This window comes from Micromonospora sp. NPDC002389, from assembly GCF_040296095.1.
GTDB lineage: Bacteria > Actinomycetota > Actinomycetes > Mycobacteriales > Micromonosporaceae > Micromonospora.
The window spans coordinates 114,936-131,928 of sequence record NZ_JBEOWP010000012.1 but is presented as its reverse complement, the minus strand read 5'-3'; the positions used below and the strand labels follow the sequence as shown (position 1 = coordinate 131,928).

Sequence of the window (16,993 nt, the reverse complement as noted above, 5' to 3'; positions counted from 1 at the left end):
GCCTCTAGATGACGCCGCTGGCACGCAGTTCGTTGATCTCGGACTTGGCCAGGCCGACGATGTCGGTCAGTACCTGGTCGGTGTGTTCGCCGAGGCGGGGGCCGGTCCATTTGACCCGGCCGGGGGTGCGCGACAGTCTCGGCACGACGTTCTGCATGGGGAACTCGCCGAACTCGGGGTGTTCGACGCGGACGATGGCCTCGCGGGCCGCGAAGTGCTCGTCGTCGAGCATCTCCGGGGCGCGGTAGACGCGGCCGACCGGGACGTCGTGTTTGATCATGACGGCCATCAGGTGTTCGGTGTCGTGCCGGCCCGACCATTCGGCGATGATGGCGTCGAGTTCGCCCTGGTGGTGGCCTCGGGCGGCGTGGGTGGCGAAGCGGGGGTCGGTGCTCAGCTCGGTCATGTCCATGGCAGAGGCGAGGCGCCGGAAGACGGTGTCCTGGTTGGCGGCGATGAGCAGCAGGCCGCCGTCGCGGGTGGGGTAGACGTTGGAGGGTGCGATGTTGGGCAGGATGGCGCCGGTACGTTCGCGGACGTGGCCGCCCAGCGTGTACTCGGGCAGCAGCGACTCCATCATCGCCAGGACCGCCTCGTAGATCGCCGAGTCGACGACCTGGCCGCGGCCGCTCTGGTCGCGTACCCGCAGGGCCATCACCGCGCCCAGGGCGGCGAAGGTGCCGGCGAGGGAGTCGCCGAGGCTGACGCCCACCCGGCTGGGTGGGGTCTGCGGGTCGCCGACGACGTAGCGCAGGCCGCCCATCGCCTCGCCGACCGAGCCGTAGCCGGGTCGGCTGGAGTACGGCCCGGTCTGGCCGAAGCCGGAGACGCGCACCATGACCAGGCCGGGGTTGTCGGCGGAGAGGTCCTCGTAGCCGAGGCCCCAGCGTTCCATCGTCCCGGGTCGGAAGTTCTCGACGACCACGTCGCTCTGCGCGATCAGCTGCCGGGCGACGGTCTGACCTTCGGGTGTGCGCAGGTCGACGGTGATCGACTTCTTGTTGCGGGCGACGATCGGCCACCACAGCGACTTGCCGTGCGGCTTCTCCTGGCCCCATTCGCGCATCGGGTCGCCCTGGCGTGGCGGCTCGCACTTGATGACGTCGGCGCCGAAGTCGGCCAGCAGTTGGCTGCAGAAGGGGCCCGCGAGCAGGGACCCGAACTCGATCACGCGCACGCCGTGGAGCGGTCCTTCGTGGTGCGTTTCGCTAGACATGGACACCTCTCATAGCAGCCCACCCGAGTGGGTGTTTGTATACAACAGTTCTGCGTCGTCCGCTGTCAACAGCGGCTTTTGTCAGCCGGAGCCAGAGCTGGATCCCGTGGTGGACCTCCGTGCATACAGTGGTGAGTGGTGTGCCATGCCGATCACCCGCCGAGCCGACGGCCGAGCAGCCGCCCGAACGCCAGCGCCGGGGTCACCGCCATTCCCCCGCAGAACGCGGCGCCACTGGTGGCGCCCATGCCGATGGCCTCACCGACGGCGTACAGGCCGGCGATGACCCCGCCGTCGTCGCGGCGTACCCGGAAGGCGGGATCGACGTCCAGGCCGCCGAAGCTGCAGAGCAGCGCGGCGGCCGACCGCACCGCGTAGAAGGGCGGCCGGGCCACGCGGTGACCCAGCTCCCGTCGGCCGAGCGGATCGACGCCCCGGTCGACCGCCAGGTGGTACGCCCGCACGGTGCGCCGCAGGCCGTCCGGATCGATTCCCGCCCGCCGGGCCAGGTCGGTGAGATCGTCGGCGACCCAGGCGACGTCCCCCTGCCGCGCCTGGGCGCGGAGCCCGTCCGGCCCCCACGCGGGCACCAGGGGTGACCCGGCGTCGACGGCTGCGTCGTCGCACACGATCCAGAACGCGGCGTCCGGCTGGCTCTGCACGGCCCGCTCGTGGCGGGTGACGTCGCCGAGATCCTCGGCGACGAACCGGTCGCCGTCGGCGTTGACCCAGATCTCCCGGGGTGCGCGTTCGGCGGGCGCGAGATGCGCCACCTCGGACCAGAAGTCCACCCGGCCCGGCGTCGAGCGACGTTCGAGCAGGCCGAGGCGGGGGGTGTGCAGGTCGGTGAAGCGGACGGCGGCACCCAACGGCGTGGCCATCTGCATCGCGTCGCCGGTGGACGTGGGCTCGGCGTTGGTCACCAGGCGGGGTGCGCCCGGGGTCACCGCGGAGAAGATCTGCGGGTTGGCCCCGTACCCGCCGGAGGCCAGCACCGTGACACCGGCGCGCAGCTCGCGGTCACCGTCGGGGGTACGCACGACGGCGCCGGTGACGGCACCGCCCTCGGTGCTCAGGTGCAGGGCGCGTGAGCGCAGCCGCAGGGTTACCCGGCCGGCGTCCACCTGCGCGGCGAGCAGTGGTCGTAGCGTCTCGCGGATCGAGCGTCCCCGGTCGACGCCCCAGTAGGTGCGGGGTCGGGAGTACGGCGAGTGTCCGTGGTAGACGACCGGCATGCCGGGTGCGAACGGGAAGCCGTTCTCGTCGAGCCAGTCGACCACCCCGGGTGCTTCGTCGACGGCCAGCCGGATCAGGGCGGGGTCGCCGTGGCCGTGCCCGATGCGCCGCACGTCGGCGAAGTGCCGGTCCGGGTCGTCGTCGATGCCGGCCGCGCGTTGCCGACGGGTGCCGGCGGCGCTCATGTGCCCGGCGGAGACCCGCAGGGTGCCGCCGATGTCGGTGCCGACGTCGACCAGGTCGACGCGGAGCCCGGCCCGGGCCGCCTCGATCGCGCAGGGCAGACCTGCGGTGCCGGCACCGATCACCAGGACGTCGGCGTGGCCGGTCACGGTGCCCGTCCGGATCCGGTGACGAAGGAGACCACGGCGGTGGCGAACTCCTCCGGCACCCGCCACGGCAGTTGCCCGGTGGTGTCGGTCAACTGGACCGACGTCGCGTCCGGGCGGATCTGCCGGGCGATGTCGTCGCAGTGGGCCAGCATGTCGCGGGCCGCGGTGAGCAGCAGCACCGGGCAGGGTGCGGTGCGCAGCGGCTCGGTCGGGTCGTAGCCGAAGGCGGCGCGGTAGGCCCAGTTGTACCGCTCGAACACCGAGGCGATGTTGGCCACCGCGAGGTTGACCAACTCCGGTGGCTGCTCCCAGATGTCCAGGTACCGCGCCCAGAGGTCGCGAAGATGCTGGCCGGACGGGTCGATCGGCTTGTCCGGCGCCCAGGTGGCCCCCAGCCGTTCCCGTTCGGCGCGGTCGAGCACGAGGCCGGACAGGATCGCGTGGGTGACCCGGCCGGGTGTGGCGAGGTCGGTGACCGCCAGCGCCAGGGAGGCGCCGGTGTGCTGTCCGGCGACGGCGAACTCGTCGATGCCCAGCGCGTCGACGGCGTCGAGCAGCAGGCGCGCGTAGCCGGGGATGTCCGGGGGCTCGGGCGGCGGGTCGGACTGCCCGTAGCCGGGGGTGTCGAAGGCGTACGCGCGCAGCGATCGGCCGAGCGCGGGCATGGCCGGCGCGAAGACGTTGGAGGCCTGCGGCGACTCGTGCAACAGCACGAGGGCCGGTCCCCGGGTACCGCTGCTCCGGTAGTGGATCTGGGCCCCCTGCGGGCCCACGTATCCGCGCATGTCACTCCCCTCGCTCGATCGGTGGGGTGGGCGGCGGGGGCCGCCGCTTCGGGGCGCTCGACCGCGCCGACCGTCGTTTCGGGCTGCCGCCGGGTGCGGGCGTCGCGGGGCGGCCGGCCTCGCCGGTGGTCTCCCCGACCGGGTCCGGCCGGTCGTCGCCACCGGTGACGTCGGGTTCCGGCCCGGCGTCGTCGGGGCGTTCGGCCTCGCGGGGATGCCGGTCGGTCGGCGGGGCGTCCCGGACGAGGTGGGCCGGCACGGCGGGACGGCCGACGACGGTCGCGACGATCGTGCCGCCGGTCGCCGCGACGGCTTGCCGTGCGCTGTCCACCGCCGCCGTCACCGAGGCCATGTCGCCGATGAAGGAGACCGTGACGAGGCCGTCGCCGATGCGGCTGACGCCGATCACCGTCACCTCGGCCGCCTTGGCCATCACGTCGACGGCGACGATCGAGGCAGCCAGTCCGCGCGTCTCGACCATGCCGAGCGCACCCGCATTCCACAGGTCCACGTCAGTCCTTCACATAGTTGACCCACGCCTCGGTCTCCAACCGGTCGACGATCGCGACGATGGTGGAGTCCACGGGCGCCTGGCTGGATTGCCGTTCCGCCAGCCGTGCGGCACTGCCGCACGCGACCAGGACGACCTCGCCCCGGCCCGCGCCGACGGTGTCGACGGCGACGTACGGCTCCACGGCGTGCCCCTCACCCAGGGGCGTGACGACGAGCAGTTTGGCGCCGGTCAGCGTGTCGGCCTTGATGGTGCTGACCACCGACCCGATCACCCGGGCGATACGCATGCCGGATCACCTCGTTCCTCTAGCGCCGGGACCAGGGCGTCTTCTCGAAGGCGAGCCGGACGGCCTGCCGGGCCGACTCGATCTCGGCGTGCAGTCCGGAGACCCACAACCGGCCGAACTGGCCGACGCCCCGCACGTCCACGATCTTGACGTCCGCGGACTTCTCCACCTCGTTGCCGACGGCGGAGATGTAGGCGGCCGGCTGGCACTCCACCACCAGCATCGACTCGCCGGCCACCAGCAGGGAGCCCTTCTTCGACCGGTTGACCAGTTGCGCCTGGTAGGCGTCGATGTTGGAGACGACCTTCGCCGAGACCAGTTCCGCGGGCTGTGCGTCGGCCTCGGTCATGCCGAGCAGGTCGAGGATGGTGCGACCGGCCTGGCGAACGGCGTCCTGCGACATCGAGTGCAGTTCCGTCATGCCGTACTGGCGCTCGACGACCTGCGAACCGGGCCGGACCCCGGCGCCCTTGACGGCGGCGTCGACCAGGGCGTACACGTCGCTGCCGGGGGATATCTCCAGGAAGAGCTGGGACATCCCCTCGACGACCGGGTCACCCGACATCACGCTGCCGAGCAGGGCGGCCATCTGTGGCTGGAGTCGGTCGACGAACGCGTACGTGCGCAGCTCGACCTCGCTGCCGGCCACGTCAGCGCCGACCCACGAGCAGCGAGAGGGTGCCGCTGCGCCGACGTTCGCCGCTCTGCAGGACGCGACCGGTCGGCGTGCTGACCTCCTCGACGCACTCCCGTTTACAGGACAGCTCCGAGCAGTCGCCGGTGAATCCGGCGTCCCGGGCGGCCTGGAGGAGGTCCATGTCCCGCATCGGGCCCCAGAACGGCTCATTGTTGTTCCAGGTGTCCCAGTCGATGAGGAACTGCACCAGCGGGTCGAGGCCGGCGTAGCCGGGGAAGTCCGCGTGGATCATCATGCCGCCGGGGGCGAGCAGCCGGTGGCACTCGCGCAGGATGGCGCGTACCGCGTCCGGCGGCACCTCGTGCAGCACGATGTGCGAGACGATCAGGTCGAAGTGCCCGTCCGGGAACGAGGTCGCCTCGGCGTTCTGCTGGGAGAAGTGCACCTTGCGGCCGAGTGACTCGGCGCGGGCGTGGCCGTAGCGCAGCAGGGCCGCGCCGACGTCGATGCCGTGCACCTCGGCGTTCGGGTAGGCGTCGACGTAGGGCAGCGTCGAGTTGCCCACCCCGCAGCCGATCTCCAGGATCCGCTTCGGACGGAAGTCCCGGTGGGACTGCTTGAGGTAGTTGTTGACCACGGACTGGCCGTAGTCGTCGTTGAGGGCACCCATCTGGCCCATGGCGTAGACGTAGACGCCCCGGTCGTAGAGGGCGCCGGCGGTCAGGTCGTCCGCCACGTACTCGCCCCGGTAGCCGCCGGGCATCGCGTGGATGTCGATGCCCCAGAAGTACCAGGGCAGTTCGAAGGCGGGATCCAGTTCGAGGGAGCCGAGCCCCCGTTCGGCCCGCTGCGCGCGGGCGGCCAGGTCGTCCCACTGCCGGGCGATGCTGTCGGCCACCACGTTCCAGAGCAGGTCCTGGCTCGCCCGGCGCACGGAACTCCAGAGCTGGTAGTACGGCTCCGGTTCCATGGCCCGACGGACCGCTTCCCGGTCCCGGGGTGCGACGCCCATCTCCTGCTGGTAGCGGGGGGCGACGCGGTGTGCGTACAGCTCCCGGACCCCGGGGGTCACCTCGGTGGAGATGTGCGACTTCAGTGCCCGGACGAAGTTCTCGCGCGCGAGTTCGTCGTGGTTCTCGCGGGGCAGGACACCGTGCTCCTGCTGCGTCATTTCCCCTCCCCCACCTGTGCGAAGGCCTGCCGGATGACCTCCCGGTAGGACTCCGGGGTCTCCTCCCGCACGATCTCCTCGCGCCACTCGTAGAAGACCCGCAGCACCCGGGCGACGAACGCCGCCGCCTCGGTGTCGCGGGCCTGTGCGTCGTCGCCGGAGACCGTGTACGCGTCCACGGCGCCGCGCTCGACCACCCGCCGGTCGGCGAGAAGCTGTTCCAGCGTCGTCAACCGTTCCCGCAGCACCCACACCTCGGAGGAGAGGGTGACCACGGTCGAGACGAGGGCCTCCATGCCCGGCTCGGCGAAGAACTGCGGGCGGGCGCCCTTCGCCTTCTTGGGCAGCGGCTGCCCGGGCAGTGGTTGCGCCTGGTCGGGACGGCCCACACCGGGTCCGCCGAACGCCCCCAGCGCCTTGAGCGTCTCGTTGGCGACCGTCGAGGCGTCCGCGTCCGGGTTCGCCGACAGCACGGCGGCGGCGACGGTACGGAGAGTCCGTTCCGCCTGTTCCTCGGCGTCGCTACAGCCGCACGAGCAGTCGTCGGCGTCGCCGCATCCGGCGCCCGTGCCGCCGGTCGGTGCCGGTGGCGCGGGCGTCGGCGGTGGCGCGTCCTGTCCTGCTCGGCGGAGTGCGATGCCCAGGTTGCGGGCCAGGTCCTCCGCGTGCGGCGAGATCAGGTCACGCGCGCCCAGAAGGATTTCGCGCGGCCCGGTCGACCGGGCGACGTCTTCGATATCGACCGCAGTCCATACCCGACTCATGTATCAACTCCTTCGACGAGCACGCGGCGCCCTGTTCAGGCCTTGGTTCCGCCCCGGGTCGCCCCGGTCGGCAGGATCGCCTCGACCTCGCCGTGCGGGCGCGGGATGACGTGCACGGAGACGACCTCACCGAGCCGGGAGGCGCTTGCCGCTCCGGCGTCGGTGGCGGCCTTGACCGCGCCGACGTCGCCGCGCACGACCACGGTGACCAGGCCACCGCCGACGTACTCGGTGCCCACCAGCACGACGGTGGCGGCCTTGACCATCGCGTCGGCGGCTTCGATCGCCGCGACCAGGCCACGGGTCTCGATCATTCCGAGCGCGGACATCTGCAGGTCAGCCATGACAGTTCTCCTCCGGTAGTTCGTCGACGGACGGGTGTCCGCCGGTGTTGTGGGCCTTGCTGGTCCGGCTCATCGCCCGGTCACCTGCCGGGCGATGCGGTGCACGAGCACCTCCAGTGGGGTGCGGGGGGTCGTCTGCGGGCGGGCTTCGGTCGCCCGTTGACCGCCGGACGCCGCCGACGATGTGCTGCCGGGTCCGGTGCCGCCGGTGGCCTGCGCCGGGGCGCGGGTGGGTGCCGGGTCGCGGGGCGGTTCCAGGCCGGTCTCGGTGCGGCACCGGGCCCGCAGTTCGTCGACCGTGCCGCCACGGTGGAACCGGGGCAGCTCCGACCGGTTCGCGGCGATCTCGGCGCGGAGTCGGCGGGTCTGGTCGTCGTCGACGCGGTCGCCGACCAGGACCACCCCGTAGCGGCGGGCGCCCTCGACGGTGACCAGTCCCCGTTCGACGTCGTGGCGCACCTGGTCCGGGTCGCGCTCCAGTGGGTCGCCCCACCCGCCGCCACCCCAGGTGACGAAGTGCAGCAGGTCGCCGGGGTGCACGCCGACGTGGTCGCACTTGGCCGGCACGGTCTGCTGCGATCCGTCGGCCCGTTCCAGGATCTTCGTGCCGCGCTGTCCCGGCTCGCCGCCCAGCACGCCCCAGGGTTTGGTGAACCAGCGGTCGTCGTGGATGGAGACCTGGCCGGGTTCGAGGAACCGGTAGCCCACCCGGATGCCGTTGCCGCCCCGGTGCTTGCCGGCGCCACCGGAGTCCGGGATCGACTCGTAGGACTCGATGCGCAGCGGGTAGTACGCCTCCAGGTACTCATTCGGCACGTTGGTGAACGAGGGCCACATCGAGTGGCCGTCGAAGCCGTCGCCGATCGGTCGGGCGGGTACCCCGCCAAAGCCGATCTGGTAGAGCTGGAACCAGGTGCCCGAGCGGTCCAGGCCGGAGTACATCAGGTGTGGGCTGGACGAGAAGCCGGCCGCGCAGAGGAAGTCCGGCTGGCACTGGCCGAGCAGCCCGGCCAGGACGTCGAAGAGCCGGCCCAGGGCGTGCGTCCGGCAGGACAGTGCCGCCGGCCGTCGGGGCTTGAGCAGGCTGCCCTCGGGGATGCGGACGTCGACCAACGGATAGAACCCGTCATTGAACATGATCAACGGGTCGACGGCCATGATGGTGTACACGCCGAAGAACATCCGCAGCACGTTCTCGTTCAACAGGAAGTTGATCGAGCCCTCGGCCTGGTCGCTGGTGCCGGTGAAGTCGAGCACCACCCGGTCGCCGTCGCGCCAGAGCGTGCACCGGATGCGGAACGGCCCGGTGCCGCGCCCGTCGTCGTCGATGTAGTCCTCGAAGGTGACCGGCTGCTCGGGCACGACCTGCCGGAACAGCTTCGCCATGGCCTGCCGGTTGCGTTCCAGCAGCAGGTCCAGCGTCGAGAGATAGGTGTCCAGGCCGAAGCGCTCGCACAGTTCCCGGACCCGGGTCTCGGCGGTCCGGCAGGAGGCCAGGACCGCGTTGAGGTCGGCCCGGTTCCAGTTGGGCAGGCGCACCTGGTTGAGGACGGTGTCCAGGAGCTGCTGGTCGAGCGTGCCGCCGCGGAACAGTTTCACCGGCGGGACGATGACGCCCTCTTCGTAGATCGACACTGCGTCGGTCGGGAGGCTTCCCGGGACCTTGCCGCCGACGTCGCTCATGTGGCCGAACATCGCCGCCCAGCCGACCAGCGTGCCGTCGGCGTAGATCGGCAGCAGCACCAGCCAGTCGTTGGCGTGGCTGATCGCGCCGTCGCAGGCGTACGGGTCGGAGGTGAAGAAGACGTCGCCCTCCTCCACCGTGCCGTCGTAGCCGGAGAGGAAGCCGTCGATGAAGGAGCCGAACTGTCCGGCCACCATCCGGCCCTTGCGGTCGGCGATCAGCGGGAAGGCGTCGTTCTGTTCCCGGATGCCCGGGGACATCGCGGTACGCAGGACGACCGCGTCCATCTCGAACCGGGCGTTGCGCAGGGCGTTCTCGACGATGTCGAGCACGGCGGTCTCGACCTCGACCGGACGCGGCGACCGGGTCGTCTCGACGATGACGGCACTCATCGGGGCCCCTTCTCCTCGGCGGGCAGGATGAGCAGGTTGCCCAGCCTGTCGACGCGCGCGACGCAGCCCGGCAGGACCAGGCTGGTGGAATCCATCTCGACCACGATCGCGGGACCGCGCAGTTCGTCGCCGGCGCGCAGGGCGGTGCGGTCGTAGAGGGCCGCTTCCTGCCAGCCGCCGTCGACGTACACGCGCTGGCCGCCGATGACCGCGCGGGAGGCGTCGTGGTCGCCCGACTCGATCTCGACGGGTCGGATCCGTTCGGCGTCGGAGACCCCCACCGCGCGGATGTTGACGATCTCGTGCTGCTCGTCGAGGGCGAAGCCGAACAGGCGTCGGTGTGCCTCGTCGAAGCCGTCGCGCAGCGTGGGGATCAGCGGCCCCTGGCCGGATGCCGGGACGCTGACGGGGACCTCGAAGCCCTGTCCGTGGTAGCGCACGTCGGCCTCGAAGCGGACCGTACGGGCCTCGGCGGGCACCTCGGCCCGGTCGAACTCGGTGTCGATCTGGGTGGCCAGGTCGGTGAACTCGCGCCGCAGTTGCGTCTCGTCGAGGTCGTCGAGCGGGCGGACCAGTGACTTGTTCGCCTCGGCGCGGACACCGGTGGAGGCGTCTCCGTAGGCGCAGAGCACCCCCGGGGACTGCGGGATCACCACCGGCCACGAGCCGAGGAGTTTCGCCAGGGCGTTGGCGTGCAGAGGGCCCGCGCCGCCGAACCCGAAGAGGGCGAAGCGTCTCGGGTCGTAACCACGCTGCACCGAGACCAGCCGCAGGGCGCCGAGCATGTTCTCGTTGACGATGTCGATGATCGCGGCGGCGGCGGCTTCGACCGTCACGCCGAGTTTGGTCGCCACGGTGCCGACCGCGGTGCGGGCCTTGTCCACGTCGAGGGGCATGGCGCCGCCGAGCAGCGCGTGCGGCAGGTAGCCCAGCACGACGTTGGCGTCGGTCACCGTCGGCAGTTCGCCGCCGCGACCGTAGGTGGCCGGGCCGGGCAGGGCGCCGGCGCTGGCCGGGCCGACCCGGAGTGCGCCGGTCAGGTCGGGGACGTGGGCGATGGAGCCGCCGCCGGCACCGACGGTCTGTACGTCGATCGAGGGCGAGCGGACGGCGAGGTCGGCCACGGTCGTCTCGCGTCGGATGACCGGGGTGCCGTCCTCGATCAGGGCGACGTCGGTGGAGGTACCGCCCATGTCCAGGGTGAGCAGGTCACGGAAGCCGGCGGCCGGTCCCAGGGCCACGGCTGCGGCGACGCCGCCGGCCGGTCCGCTCATCAGCAGGCTGACCGGGATGTCCTCGGCCCGTTCGAAGGTCATCAGTCCGCCGTCGGAGCGCAGCACCCGGCGGTCGCCGACCAGGCCCTCGGCGACCAGTTTGCTGCTCAGGTTGCGCAGGTAGGCGCCGACGCCGGGGCGGACGTAGGCGTTGGCGACGGTGGTGAGGGTGCGTTCGTACTCGCCCAGTTCTGGTAGGACACCGGCGGAGGTGGAGACCGGTACGCCGGGTGCCTCGGAGGCGGCGATCTCGGCGGCCCGCTGTTCGTGGGCGGGGTTGGCGTAGGAGTTGACGAAGCCGATGGCCAGCGCGTCCACGCCCCGGTTGACCAGGTCGCGGACGGCGGCCCGCACGGCCGTCTCGTCCAGGGGGTCGATCTCGGTGCCCCGGGCGTCCAGTCGGCCCCGGACCTCGCGGACGTCTTCGAGTGCGACCAGTTCGGCGGGTCGGTCCCAGACGATCCAGCCGCCGAGTCCGCCGGGCACGAACGACCTCGCGATGTGCAGGACCTGCCGGTAGCCGATGGTCACGATCAGACCCACCCGGGCGCCCCGGCGTTCGAGGACGGCGTTGGTGGCCACGGTCGTGCCGTGCAGAAACTGGCGGATGTCGGCGGCGCGGGCGGTGGCGTCGGCGAGGACCCGGGTCACGCCCTCGACGACGCCGACGGACTGGTCCTGCGGCGTGGAGGGCACCTTCGTGCGGCGGGTCCGGCCGGTCGCCTCCTCGATCAGAAGGACGTCCGTGAACGTGCCACCGACGTCGACTCCAAGTCGGTACATCAACGACCTGCTTTCTCGGGTACGTCAGCTGTCGCGAAAAGTCGTCGCCGGCGGGTCCGACCGTGGGCCCCGCCGGTCGGCGTCCCCGGCGTGTGCACCGGGGACGCCGGCCGGGTCAGGAGACGGAGATGTCGTAGTAGTTGACGTGGCCCTGGGAGTAGCTGACGAAGCCGGTCACGCCGTCGCGGAAGGCGTAGAACTTCTGGGAGTCGACCAGCGGGATGGCCGGCATGTCCCCCACCATGAAGTCGTTGACCTGCTTGACCAGCGCCTCCCGTTCGGGGCCCGGCTGGGTTTCGAGGATCTGCCGGGACAGCCCGTCGACGGTCGGGGAGCTGTAGTTCTGCAGGTTGGTGAGTCCACCGGTGGAGTAGAAGACCTGCAGGTAGTAGGCGGGGTCGGGCACCAGCGGGGTGCTGGTGGCCAGCCAGCTCTGCAGCTTGCCCTCGCGCTTGGCGGCGTCGAAGTCCGCGCCGGAGGCGACGTTGTTCAGTTTGACCTCGATGCCGACCTTGGCCAGTTGCGACCGCAGCAGGACGGCCACCTGTTCGCTGTGCGCGCCGACGTTGGCCGCGTTGTAGGCCAGTTCCATCGGGAAGCCGTTGGGCAGGCCGGCCTCGGCCAGCAGTTGCTTGGCCCGGTCGATGTTGTGGGTGAGGGGCTGTGCCGCCGCCGGAGCACCGAAGTCGTCGTGGATGAAGTCGCTCGACGCGGTGGAGTAGCCCTGGTAGGCGGATTCGACGATCGCGGCGCGGTCGACGGCGTAGGAGATGGCCTCGCGGACCCGCTTGTCGTCGAAGGGCTCGGCCTTCAGGTTGGGCACCAGGACGTCGATGTTGGGATAGAGCACCCGTTCGAGTCGGACGCCGTCGCTGTTCTCCAGCGAGGAGAGCTGGTCGAAGGTGAGCGCGCTGGCGACGTCGACCTGGCCGCTCTGGGCCAGTTGGAGCCGGTTGGAGGTGTCGGCGACGGCACGGACCACCACGTCGGTCACCGTGGGCGTACCCCGGAAGTAGTTCTTGTTGGCGGTGAGCCGGACTTCCTTGCCCGGGTCGAACGAGCGCACCTCGTACGGGCCGAAGGTGGCGGTGTTCTCGCCCAGCCACTTGTAGGCGTACGGGTCGTCGGTGGTGGCGTGCTTCTTGGCCTCGACGGAGTCGTAGATCGTCATGAAGAAGGTGCTCAGGATCGAGACGCTGACCGCGTTCGGCTGGGCGACGTTGATCGTGACGGTCCGGTCGTCGGTGACGGTGACCGGGTTCTCGATGTCCCATCCGCCGATGCCCATGAGGATCTTGGCGATCGGTACGCCTTCGCTGTTGACCATGCGGTCCACGGACCACTTCACGTCCTCGGCGGTGAGGGCGTTGCCGAACTGGCTCTTGGCCTCGCGGAGGGTGAAGGTCATCTGCTTGCGGTCGTCGCTGAGCTCCCAGGACTCGGCGAGCTCGGGCTCGATCTGGTCCGGGGTCTGCAGGGTCGTCGCGCCGGCCTCGGGCTTGGTGAAGCGCACGAGGGTGCCGGAGATGTTGGGTAGCAGGTCGATCGAGATGAAGCCCTGGTAGCGCTCGGAGTCGAGGCTGGAGACCACTCCGGGCGCGGCGACGGTCAACGCCTGGCTGGCGCCGGCGTCGGTGTCGTCGCCGTCGTTTCCACTACAGCCCGCGACAGCCAGGCTCGTCACGGCGAGCGCCGCCACGGCCCGCATCCGAACGGAAGTCGTTCCCATGCCGACACCTCCACATTGTGTGCAAGGTTGCTATATCAGGCGTGCTTGACTTGGTGAAGCGGATCACAGGATGCGATGTTTGTATACAGGTTGCCGGCTGTCAAGGCTTCGTTCCGCCAGATCGGGGCCACCCCGACCGGCCAGGCGCGAGCAGCCGACGGTCAGCACGGCAGGCACCCGCTCGCGTCGGAGCGCGTGCACCCCTGCCAGGCTTTGCATACATGGACTTTGCGACACCCTAGCGCCGCGTCAAGCCCAGAGCCACTAGCTGCGAAGCCAGTCTGAGCGCCACTCACGGACCTAGACGCCCTCCGGCGGATTACATACAATCCTGCGTCAACTGAAGGAGGTCACCGTGACTCATGCCGGCAAGCGACGGGTCATCATCGATCAGGTGCCGCAGCGCGTGTGGCGGGCAGCGGGCCTGCCCTTCGGACTTCTCACCCGCCAGATCAACGCCGACCCGGAGACCGGAGCGCAGACGCTGGTCGTCGACGTCCCACCCGGCTGGCACATGCCGGCGCACTGGAACGGCGCCGACCTCGAACTGCTGGTCCGCGACGGCGACCTGACCATCGCCGGGCGCCAGTGCCGCCCCGGGCACTACCTCTTCCTGCCCTCCGGCACCGAGCTCGGCCCGGTCTCCTCGGAGCAGGGCGCCACGTTGATCTTCTGGACCGACTCCCCCTTCGAGGTCCGCACGGATGCGCCACCGGCACCGTCGACCCCGCTCGGCGAGACCGTCGACATCTTCGACCAGGCGAACTGGCGACCGGTGCGGGAGGCGTTCGCGGGGGTCACCGACACCAGCAGCCACGGCGACCTCGAGGTCCCCACCCAGTGCATCCGGCTGCGCAAGGTCGAGGAGAGCGGTAAGGACACCATCCTGTTCGTCCTGCCCCGGAGGTTCGCCAAGACCGCCCTGGAGTTCCACCACAGCACCGAGGAGATCTTCTTCCTCGGCGGCTGGTGCGCCACCGACCCGGAGCACGTGTACCACGCCGGTGAGTACCTGTGCTGGGAGCCCGGCGTCATCCACGGCGTGGTCACCGGCTGGGAGGCCATCTGCCTCTCCAAGCACCACGGGCCCCTGACCAGCCCGCAGATCCCCCTCGGCGCCACCAGCGTGGACGCCGAACGGTGACCCGGTTACCCCGCGACGGTCACCGCCGCAGCACACCGGGGTCGCCGCGCCCGCCGTTCGTCGTGCGTCGCGACGAGCTGGAGTACGAACTGATCTCCGCCCTCAACCACAACCCGGACGACGAGGGACTGGTGCACCGTCTCGTCGACCGGGACACCACCGGCGATCCGGAGTGCGAGTTCCTGACCGGCGTCTACCGCATGGAACCCGGGATGAGCCACCCGCTGCACCTGCACGCCGACTCGGCCGAGTTCTACTACGTGCTGGCCGGTACGGCCCGGTTCACGCTGGCCGACGAGGAGTTCAAGGCGGGCCCGGGCACCGCGATGTACATCCCCGCCGGCGTCGCCCACGCCATCGAGACCGGCAGCACCGACGGCATGGAGCTCGTGTACTCCTTCAGCACCCCTGACCTGCGGGGAATCGGCACCAGGTGGCTCTAGGCCGACATCGGGCCCGGACCCACCGCACATCGAGGCAATCGTGGATCGACGAAGGAGACGAGGGTGCGCAGCATCGAACATTGGATCGCCGGGGCGTCCGTCGCCGGCAGCGGGTACGCGACCGTGTACCAGCCCGCGACCGGCCGGCCCCAGGCACAGGTCGCGATCGGCGCCCAGCCCGAGGTCGACCAGGCCGTCGCGGCGGCGGCCCGGGCCTTCGAGTCGTGGGGCGACGTGTCCCTGTCCCAGCGCGCCAAGGTCCTCTTCCGCTTCCGTGACCTGGTGGAACGGCACGAGGACGAGTTGGCGAAGCTGGTCACCGCGGAACACGGCAAGACCGTCGAGGACGCGCGCGGTGAGGTGATCCGGGGCCGGGAGGTCGTGGAGTTCGCCTGCGGCATCCCGCAGCTGCTCAAGGGCGCCTACTCCGACCAGGTCTCCACCGGTGTCGACTCGTACTCGCTGCGCGCGCCGCTCGGGGTCTGCGCCGGCATCACCCCGTTCAACTTCCCGGTGATGGTGCCGATGTGGATGCACCCCATCGCCATCGCCTGCGGCAACACCTTCGTGCTCAAGCCCAGCGAACGCGACCCGTCCGCGTCGAACCTCGTCGCGCAGCTCTACGCCGACGCGGGCCTGCCCGACGGCGTGCTCAACGTGGTGCACGGCGGCAAGGAGGCGGTCGACGCGTTGCTCGACCACCCGGACGTCGCGGCGGTGTCGTTCGTCGGCTCCACTCCGGTCGCCCGGCACGTGCACCAGCGCGCCGCCGCCTCCGGCAAACGGGTGCAGGCGTTGGGCGGGGCGAAGAACCACGCCGTGGTGCTGCCCGACGCCGACCTGGCCGAGGCGGCACGGCAGATCACCTCTGCGGCGTACGGGTCGGCCGGACAGCGCTGCATGGCGATCTCCGCCGTGGTCGCGGTCGGCGCCGCCGGGGACGAACTGGTCGACCTGCTCAGGCGGGAGGCCACGGCCGTCGTGGTGGGCCCCGGCGACCAGGAGTCGTCCCAGATGGGGCCGGTGGTCACCGACGAGGCACGCGACCGTGTCATCACCTCCGTGGACGGTGCGCAGAAGGCCGGCGCCACAGTGGTCGTCGACGGTCGGGACCTGCGGGTGGACGGACACGACAACGGATACTTCGTCGGCCCGTGCCTACTGGACCGGGTCACCCCCGACATGGCCGCCTACCAGCAGGAGATCTTCGGACCGGTCCTGGTGGTGCTGCGGGCCGAGAGCCTGGACGAGGCGATCAGGATCATCAACGCCAACCCGTACGGCAACGGCACCGCCCTGTTCACCTCCGCCGGAGCGGCGGCCCGCCGCTTCGTGCGTACCGTCACGGTCGGCATGGTCGGGGTGAACGTCCCACTGCCGGTGCCGATGGCCTACCACTCCTTCGGCGGCTGGAAGGCGTCGCTCTTCGGCGACACCCACATCCACGGCCAGGAGGGCGTGGCGTTCTACACCCGCGGCAAGGTCGTCACCTCCAGGTGGCCGGGCACCACCCCGACGGCCCGCCCGGACTTCCACTTCCCCACCGCCACCTGACCGGCGAGCGCCGACCGGCGCGGGCTTCCCGACGCCGGTCGGCGCATCTCGCGTCGGCTGGTCTGCATGCATCAAGGCATGCCGGCAGCGGTTATGGCGCGGACGTCCCGGGCGGTGCAGTGGCGCGGTTGATGGCGGCCTCGACCGCCGTGCCGATGCGGCTCAGGGCCGCAATGTCGCCAGGTTCGAGCTGGTCGATCAGATACTCGCGGACCGCCGCGACGTGTCCCGGCGCCGCGGCCACGACAACCTGGTAGCCGGCCTCGGTCAGGGTCGCGGTGGTGGCTCTGCCTGCGCCGGGGAGCCGGGAGCGCGCGAGCAGTCCGCGTTTCTCCAGTCGACCGACGACGTGCGACAGGCGGGACAGTGATGCCGCTGCCCGCGCTGCCAGACGACTCATCCGCATCGTGCGCTCCGGCTCCTCGGACAGCACGGAGAGCACCATGTACTCGAAGAAGGTCAGCTGGGACTCGCGTTGCATCCGCGCGTCCAGGGCAGCCGGCAGGCTGATCATGATCGCGGAGTTGGCTAGCCATGCCGCCAGCTCGTCGTCACTGAGCCACCGGGTTCCGGTAGACCTCGCCGCTGCCCCTTTCCTGGTCATGAGGGCACCTTACCCGGCGACTTGTTGACGCTTCAAGTTCGGGCGGGTAGAACTTGAAGCGTCAAGTTCGCCGGATGGTCCTGGCGAATCGACGGGGAGAG

Annotated in this window: 16 protein-coding genes; 3 read left to right on the top strand and 13 right to left on the bottom strand. The window is 70.8% G+C overall.

Translation table 11 applies throughout. The features are described from left to right. Positions 1-4: 4 nt before the first annotated feature. The 12 genes from ABT008_RS22650 to ABT008_RS22595 all read right to left on the bottom strand — a co-directional run bounded on the left by ABT008_RS22650 (position 5) and on the right by ABT008_RS22595 (position 13,147). A complete protein-coding gene (locus ABT008_RS22650; RefSeq protein ID WP_350698215.1) occupies positions 5-1,177 on the bottom strand; it encodes a CaiB/BaiF CoA transferase family protein in 1,173 nt (390 codons plus the stop codon). 191 nt (positions 1,178-1,368) lie between these two features. Further along, positions 1,369-2,784 (bottom strand): FAD-dependent oxidoreductase, encoded by a 1,416-nt coding sequence (locus tag ABT008_RS22645; RefSeq protein WP_350698214.1) that lies wholly within the window; start codon positions 2,782-2,784, stop codon positions 1,369-1,371. Continuing rightward, on the bottom strand, positions 2,781-3,569 hold the full coding sequence (locus ABT008_RS22640; protein WP_350698213.1) for an alpha/beta fold hydrolase: 789 nt from the start codon (positions 3,567-3,569) through the stop codon (positions 2,781-2,783). The genes ABT008_RS22645 and ABT008_RS22640 overlap by 4 nt, the downstream gene beginning before the upstream one ends. Before the next feature lies 1 nt (position 3,570). Next, the gene (locus ABT008_RS22635; protein WP_350698212.1) at positions 3,571-4,080 is read right to left on the bottom strand and encodes a BMC domain-containing protein; all 510 of its coding nucleotides are present in this window, start codon (positions 4,078-4,080) and stop codon (positions 3,571-3,573) included. A gap of 1 nt (position 4,081) precedes the next feature. Continuing rightward, positions 4,082-4,369, bottom strand: coding sequence for a EutN/CcmL family microcompartment protein (locus ABT008_RS22630; protein ID WP_131052471.1), 288 nt, complete (start codon positions 4,367-4,369; stop codon positions 4,082-4,084). A 19-nt stretch (positions 4,370-4,388) separates the two neighbouring features. Then, entirely contained in the window at positions 4,389-5,018 is a 630-nt protein-coding gene (locus ABT008_RS22625) for a hypothetical protein (protein ID WP_350698211.1), read from the bottom strand. 1 nt (position 5,019) lies between these two features. Then, complete coding sequence (locus ABT008_RS22620; protein WP_350698210.1) at positions 5,020-6,177, bottom strand: class I SAM-dependent methyltransferase; 1,158 nt, start codon at positions 6,175-6,177, stop codon at positions 5,020-5,022. Beyond that, complete coding sequence (locus tag ABT008_RS22615) at positions 6,174-6,941, bottom strand: hypothetical protein (protein WP_350698209.1); 768 nt, start codon at positions 6,939-6,941, stop codon at positions 6,174-6,176. Before ABT008_RS22615 ends, ABT008_RS22620 begins: the two co-directional genes overlap by 4 nt. 35 nt (positions 6,942-6,976) lie before the next feature. After that, the gene (gene eutM / locus ABT008_RS22610; protein ID WP_117230296.1) at positions 6,977-7,276 is read right to left on the bottom strand and encodes an ethanolamine utilization microcompartment protein EutM; all 300 of its coding nucleotides are present in this window, start codon (positions 7,274-7,276) and stop codon (positions 6,977-6,979) included. 78 nt (positions 7,277-7,354) lie between these two features. After that, the gene (locus ABT008_RS22605; protein WP_350698208.1) at positions 7,355-9,361 is read right to left on the bottom strand and encodes a hydantoinase B/oxoprolinase family protein; all 2,007 of its coding nucleotides are present in this window, start codon (positions 9,359-9,361) and stop codon (positions 7,355-7,357) included. Continuing rightward, positions 9,358-11,418: a hydantoinase/oxoprolinase family protein gene (locus ABT008_RS22600; RefSeq protein WP_350698207.1), complete on the bottom strand. Its 2,061-nt coding sequence runs from the start codon at positions 11,416-11,418 to the stop codon at positions 9,358-9,360. The genes ABT008_RS22605 and ABT008_RS22600 overlap by 4 nt, the downstream gene beginning before the upstream one ends. Before the next feature lie 115 nt (positions 11,419-11,533). Next, the gene (locus ABT008_RS22595; protein WP_350698206.1) at positions 11,534-13,147 is read right to left on the bottom strand and encodes an ABC transporter substrate-binding protein; all 1,614 of its coding nucleotides are present in this window, start codon (positions 13,145-13,147) and stop codon (positions 11,534-11,536) included. Between the two features lie 355 nt (positions 13,148-13,502). On the opposite strand from ABT008_RS22595, the gene ABT008_RS22590 reads away from it, so the two are divergent. From ABT008_RS22590 to ABT008_RS22580, 3 genes are all read left to right on the top strand, one after another. After that, positions 13,503-14,291, top strand: a complete 789-nt coding sequence (locus tag ABT008_RS22590) for a cupin domain-containing protein (protein WP_350698205.1) — start codon at positions 13,503-13,505, stop codon at positions 14,289-14,291. Then, positions 14,288-14,734, top strand: a complete 447-nt coding sequence (locus ABT008_RS22585; RefSeq protein ID WP_350698204.1) for a dimethylsulfonioproprionate lyase family protein — start codon at positions 14,288-14,290, stop codon at positions 14,732-14,734. The genes ABT008_RS22590 and ABT008_RS22585 overlap by 4 nt, the downstream gene beginning before the upstream one ends. A gap of 63 nt (positions 14,735-14,797) precedes the next feature. Next, entirely contained in the window at positions 14,798-16,288 is a 1,491-nt protein-coding gene (locus ABT008_RS22580; RefSeq protein WP_350698203.1) for a CoA-acylating methylmalonate-semialdehyde dehydrogenase, read from the top strand. A 91-nt stretch (positions 16,289-16,379) separates the two neighbouring features. On the opposite strand, the gene ABT008_RS22575 is transcribed toward ABT008_RS22580, so the two are convergent. After that, positions 16,380-16,892: a MarR family winged helix-turn-helix transcriptional regulator gene (locus ABT008_RS22575; RefSeq protein WP_350698202.1), complete on the bottom strand. Its 513-nt coding sequence runs from the start codon at positions 16,890-16,892 to the stop codon at positions 16,380-16,382. Positions 16,893-16,993 lie beyond the last annotated feature (101 nt).

What these genes read in the sequence shown, in the direction of transcription:
- ABT008_RS22640 (WP_350698213.1), bottom strand. Translation starts at nt 3,569, where the DNA reads ATGCGCGGATACGTGGGCCCGCAGGGGGCCCAGATCCACTACCGGAGC.
- ABT008_RS22630 (WP_131052471.1), bottom strand. Translation starts at nt 4,369, where the DNA reads ATGCGTATCGCCCGGGTGATCGGGTCGGTGGTCAGCACCATCAAGGCC.
- ABT008_RS22620 (WP_350698210.1), bottom strand. Translation starts at nt 6,177, where the DNA reads ATGACGCAGCAGGAGCACGGTGTCCTGCCCCGCGAGAACCACGACGAA.
- ABT008_RS22615 (WP_350698209.1), bottom strand. Translation starts at nt 6,941, where the DNA reads ATGAGTCGGGTATGGACTGCGGTCGATATCGAAGACGTCGCCCGGTCG.
- ABT008_RS22605 (WP_350698208.1), bottom strand. Translation starts at nt 9,361, where the DNA reads ATGAGTGCCGTCATCGTCGAGACGACCCGGTCGCCGCGTCCGGTCGAG.
- ABT008_RS22600 (WP_350698207.1), bottom strand. Translation starts at nt 11,418, where the DNA reads ATGTACCGACTTGGAGTCGACGTCGGTGGCACGTTCACGGACGTCCTT.
- ABT008_RS22595 (WP_350698206.1), bottom strand. Translation starts at nt 13,147, where the DNA reads ATGGGAACGACTTCCGTTCGGATGCGGGCCGTGGCGGCGCTCGCCGTG.
- ABT008_RS22575 (WP_350698202.1), bottom strand. Translation starts at nt 16,892, where the DNA reads ATGACCAGGAAAGGGGCAGCGGCGAGGTCTACCGGAACCCGGTGGCTC.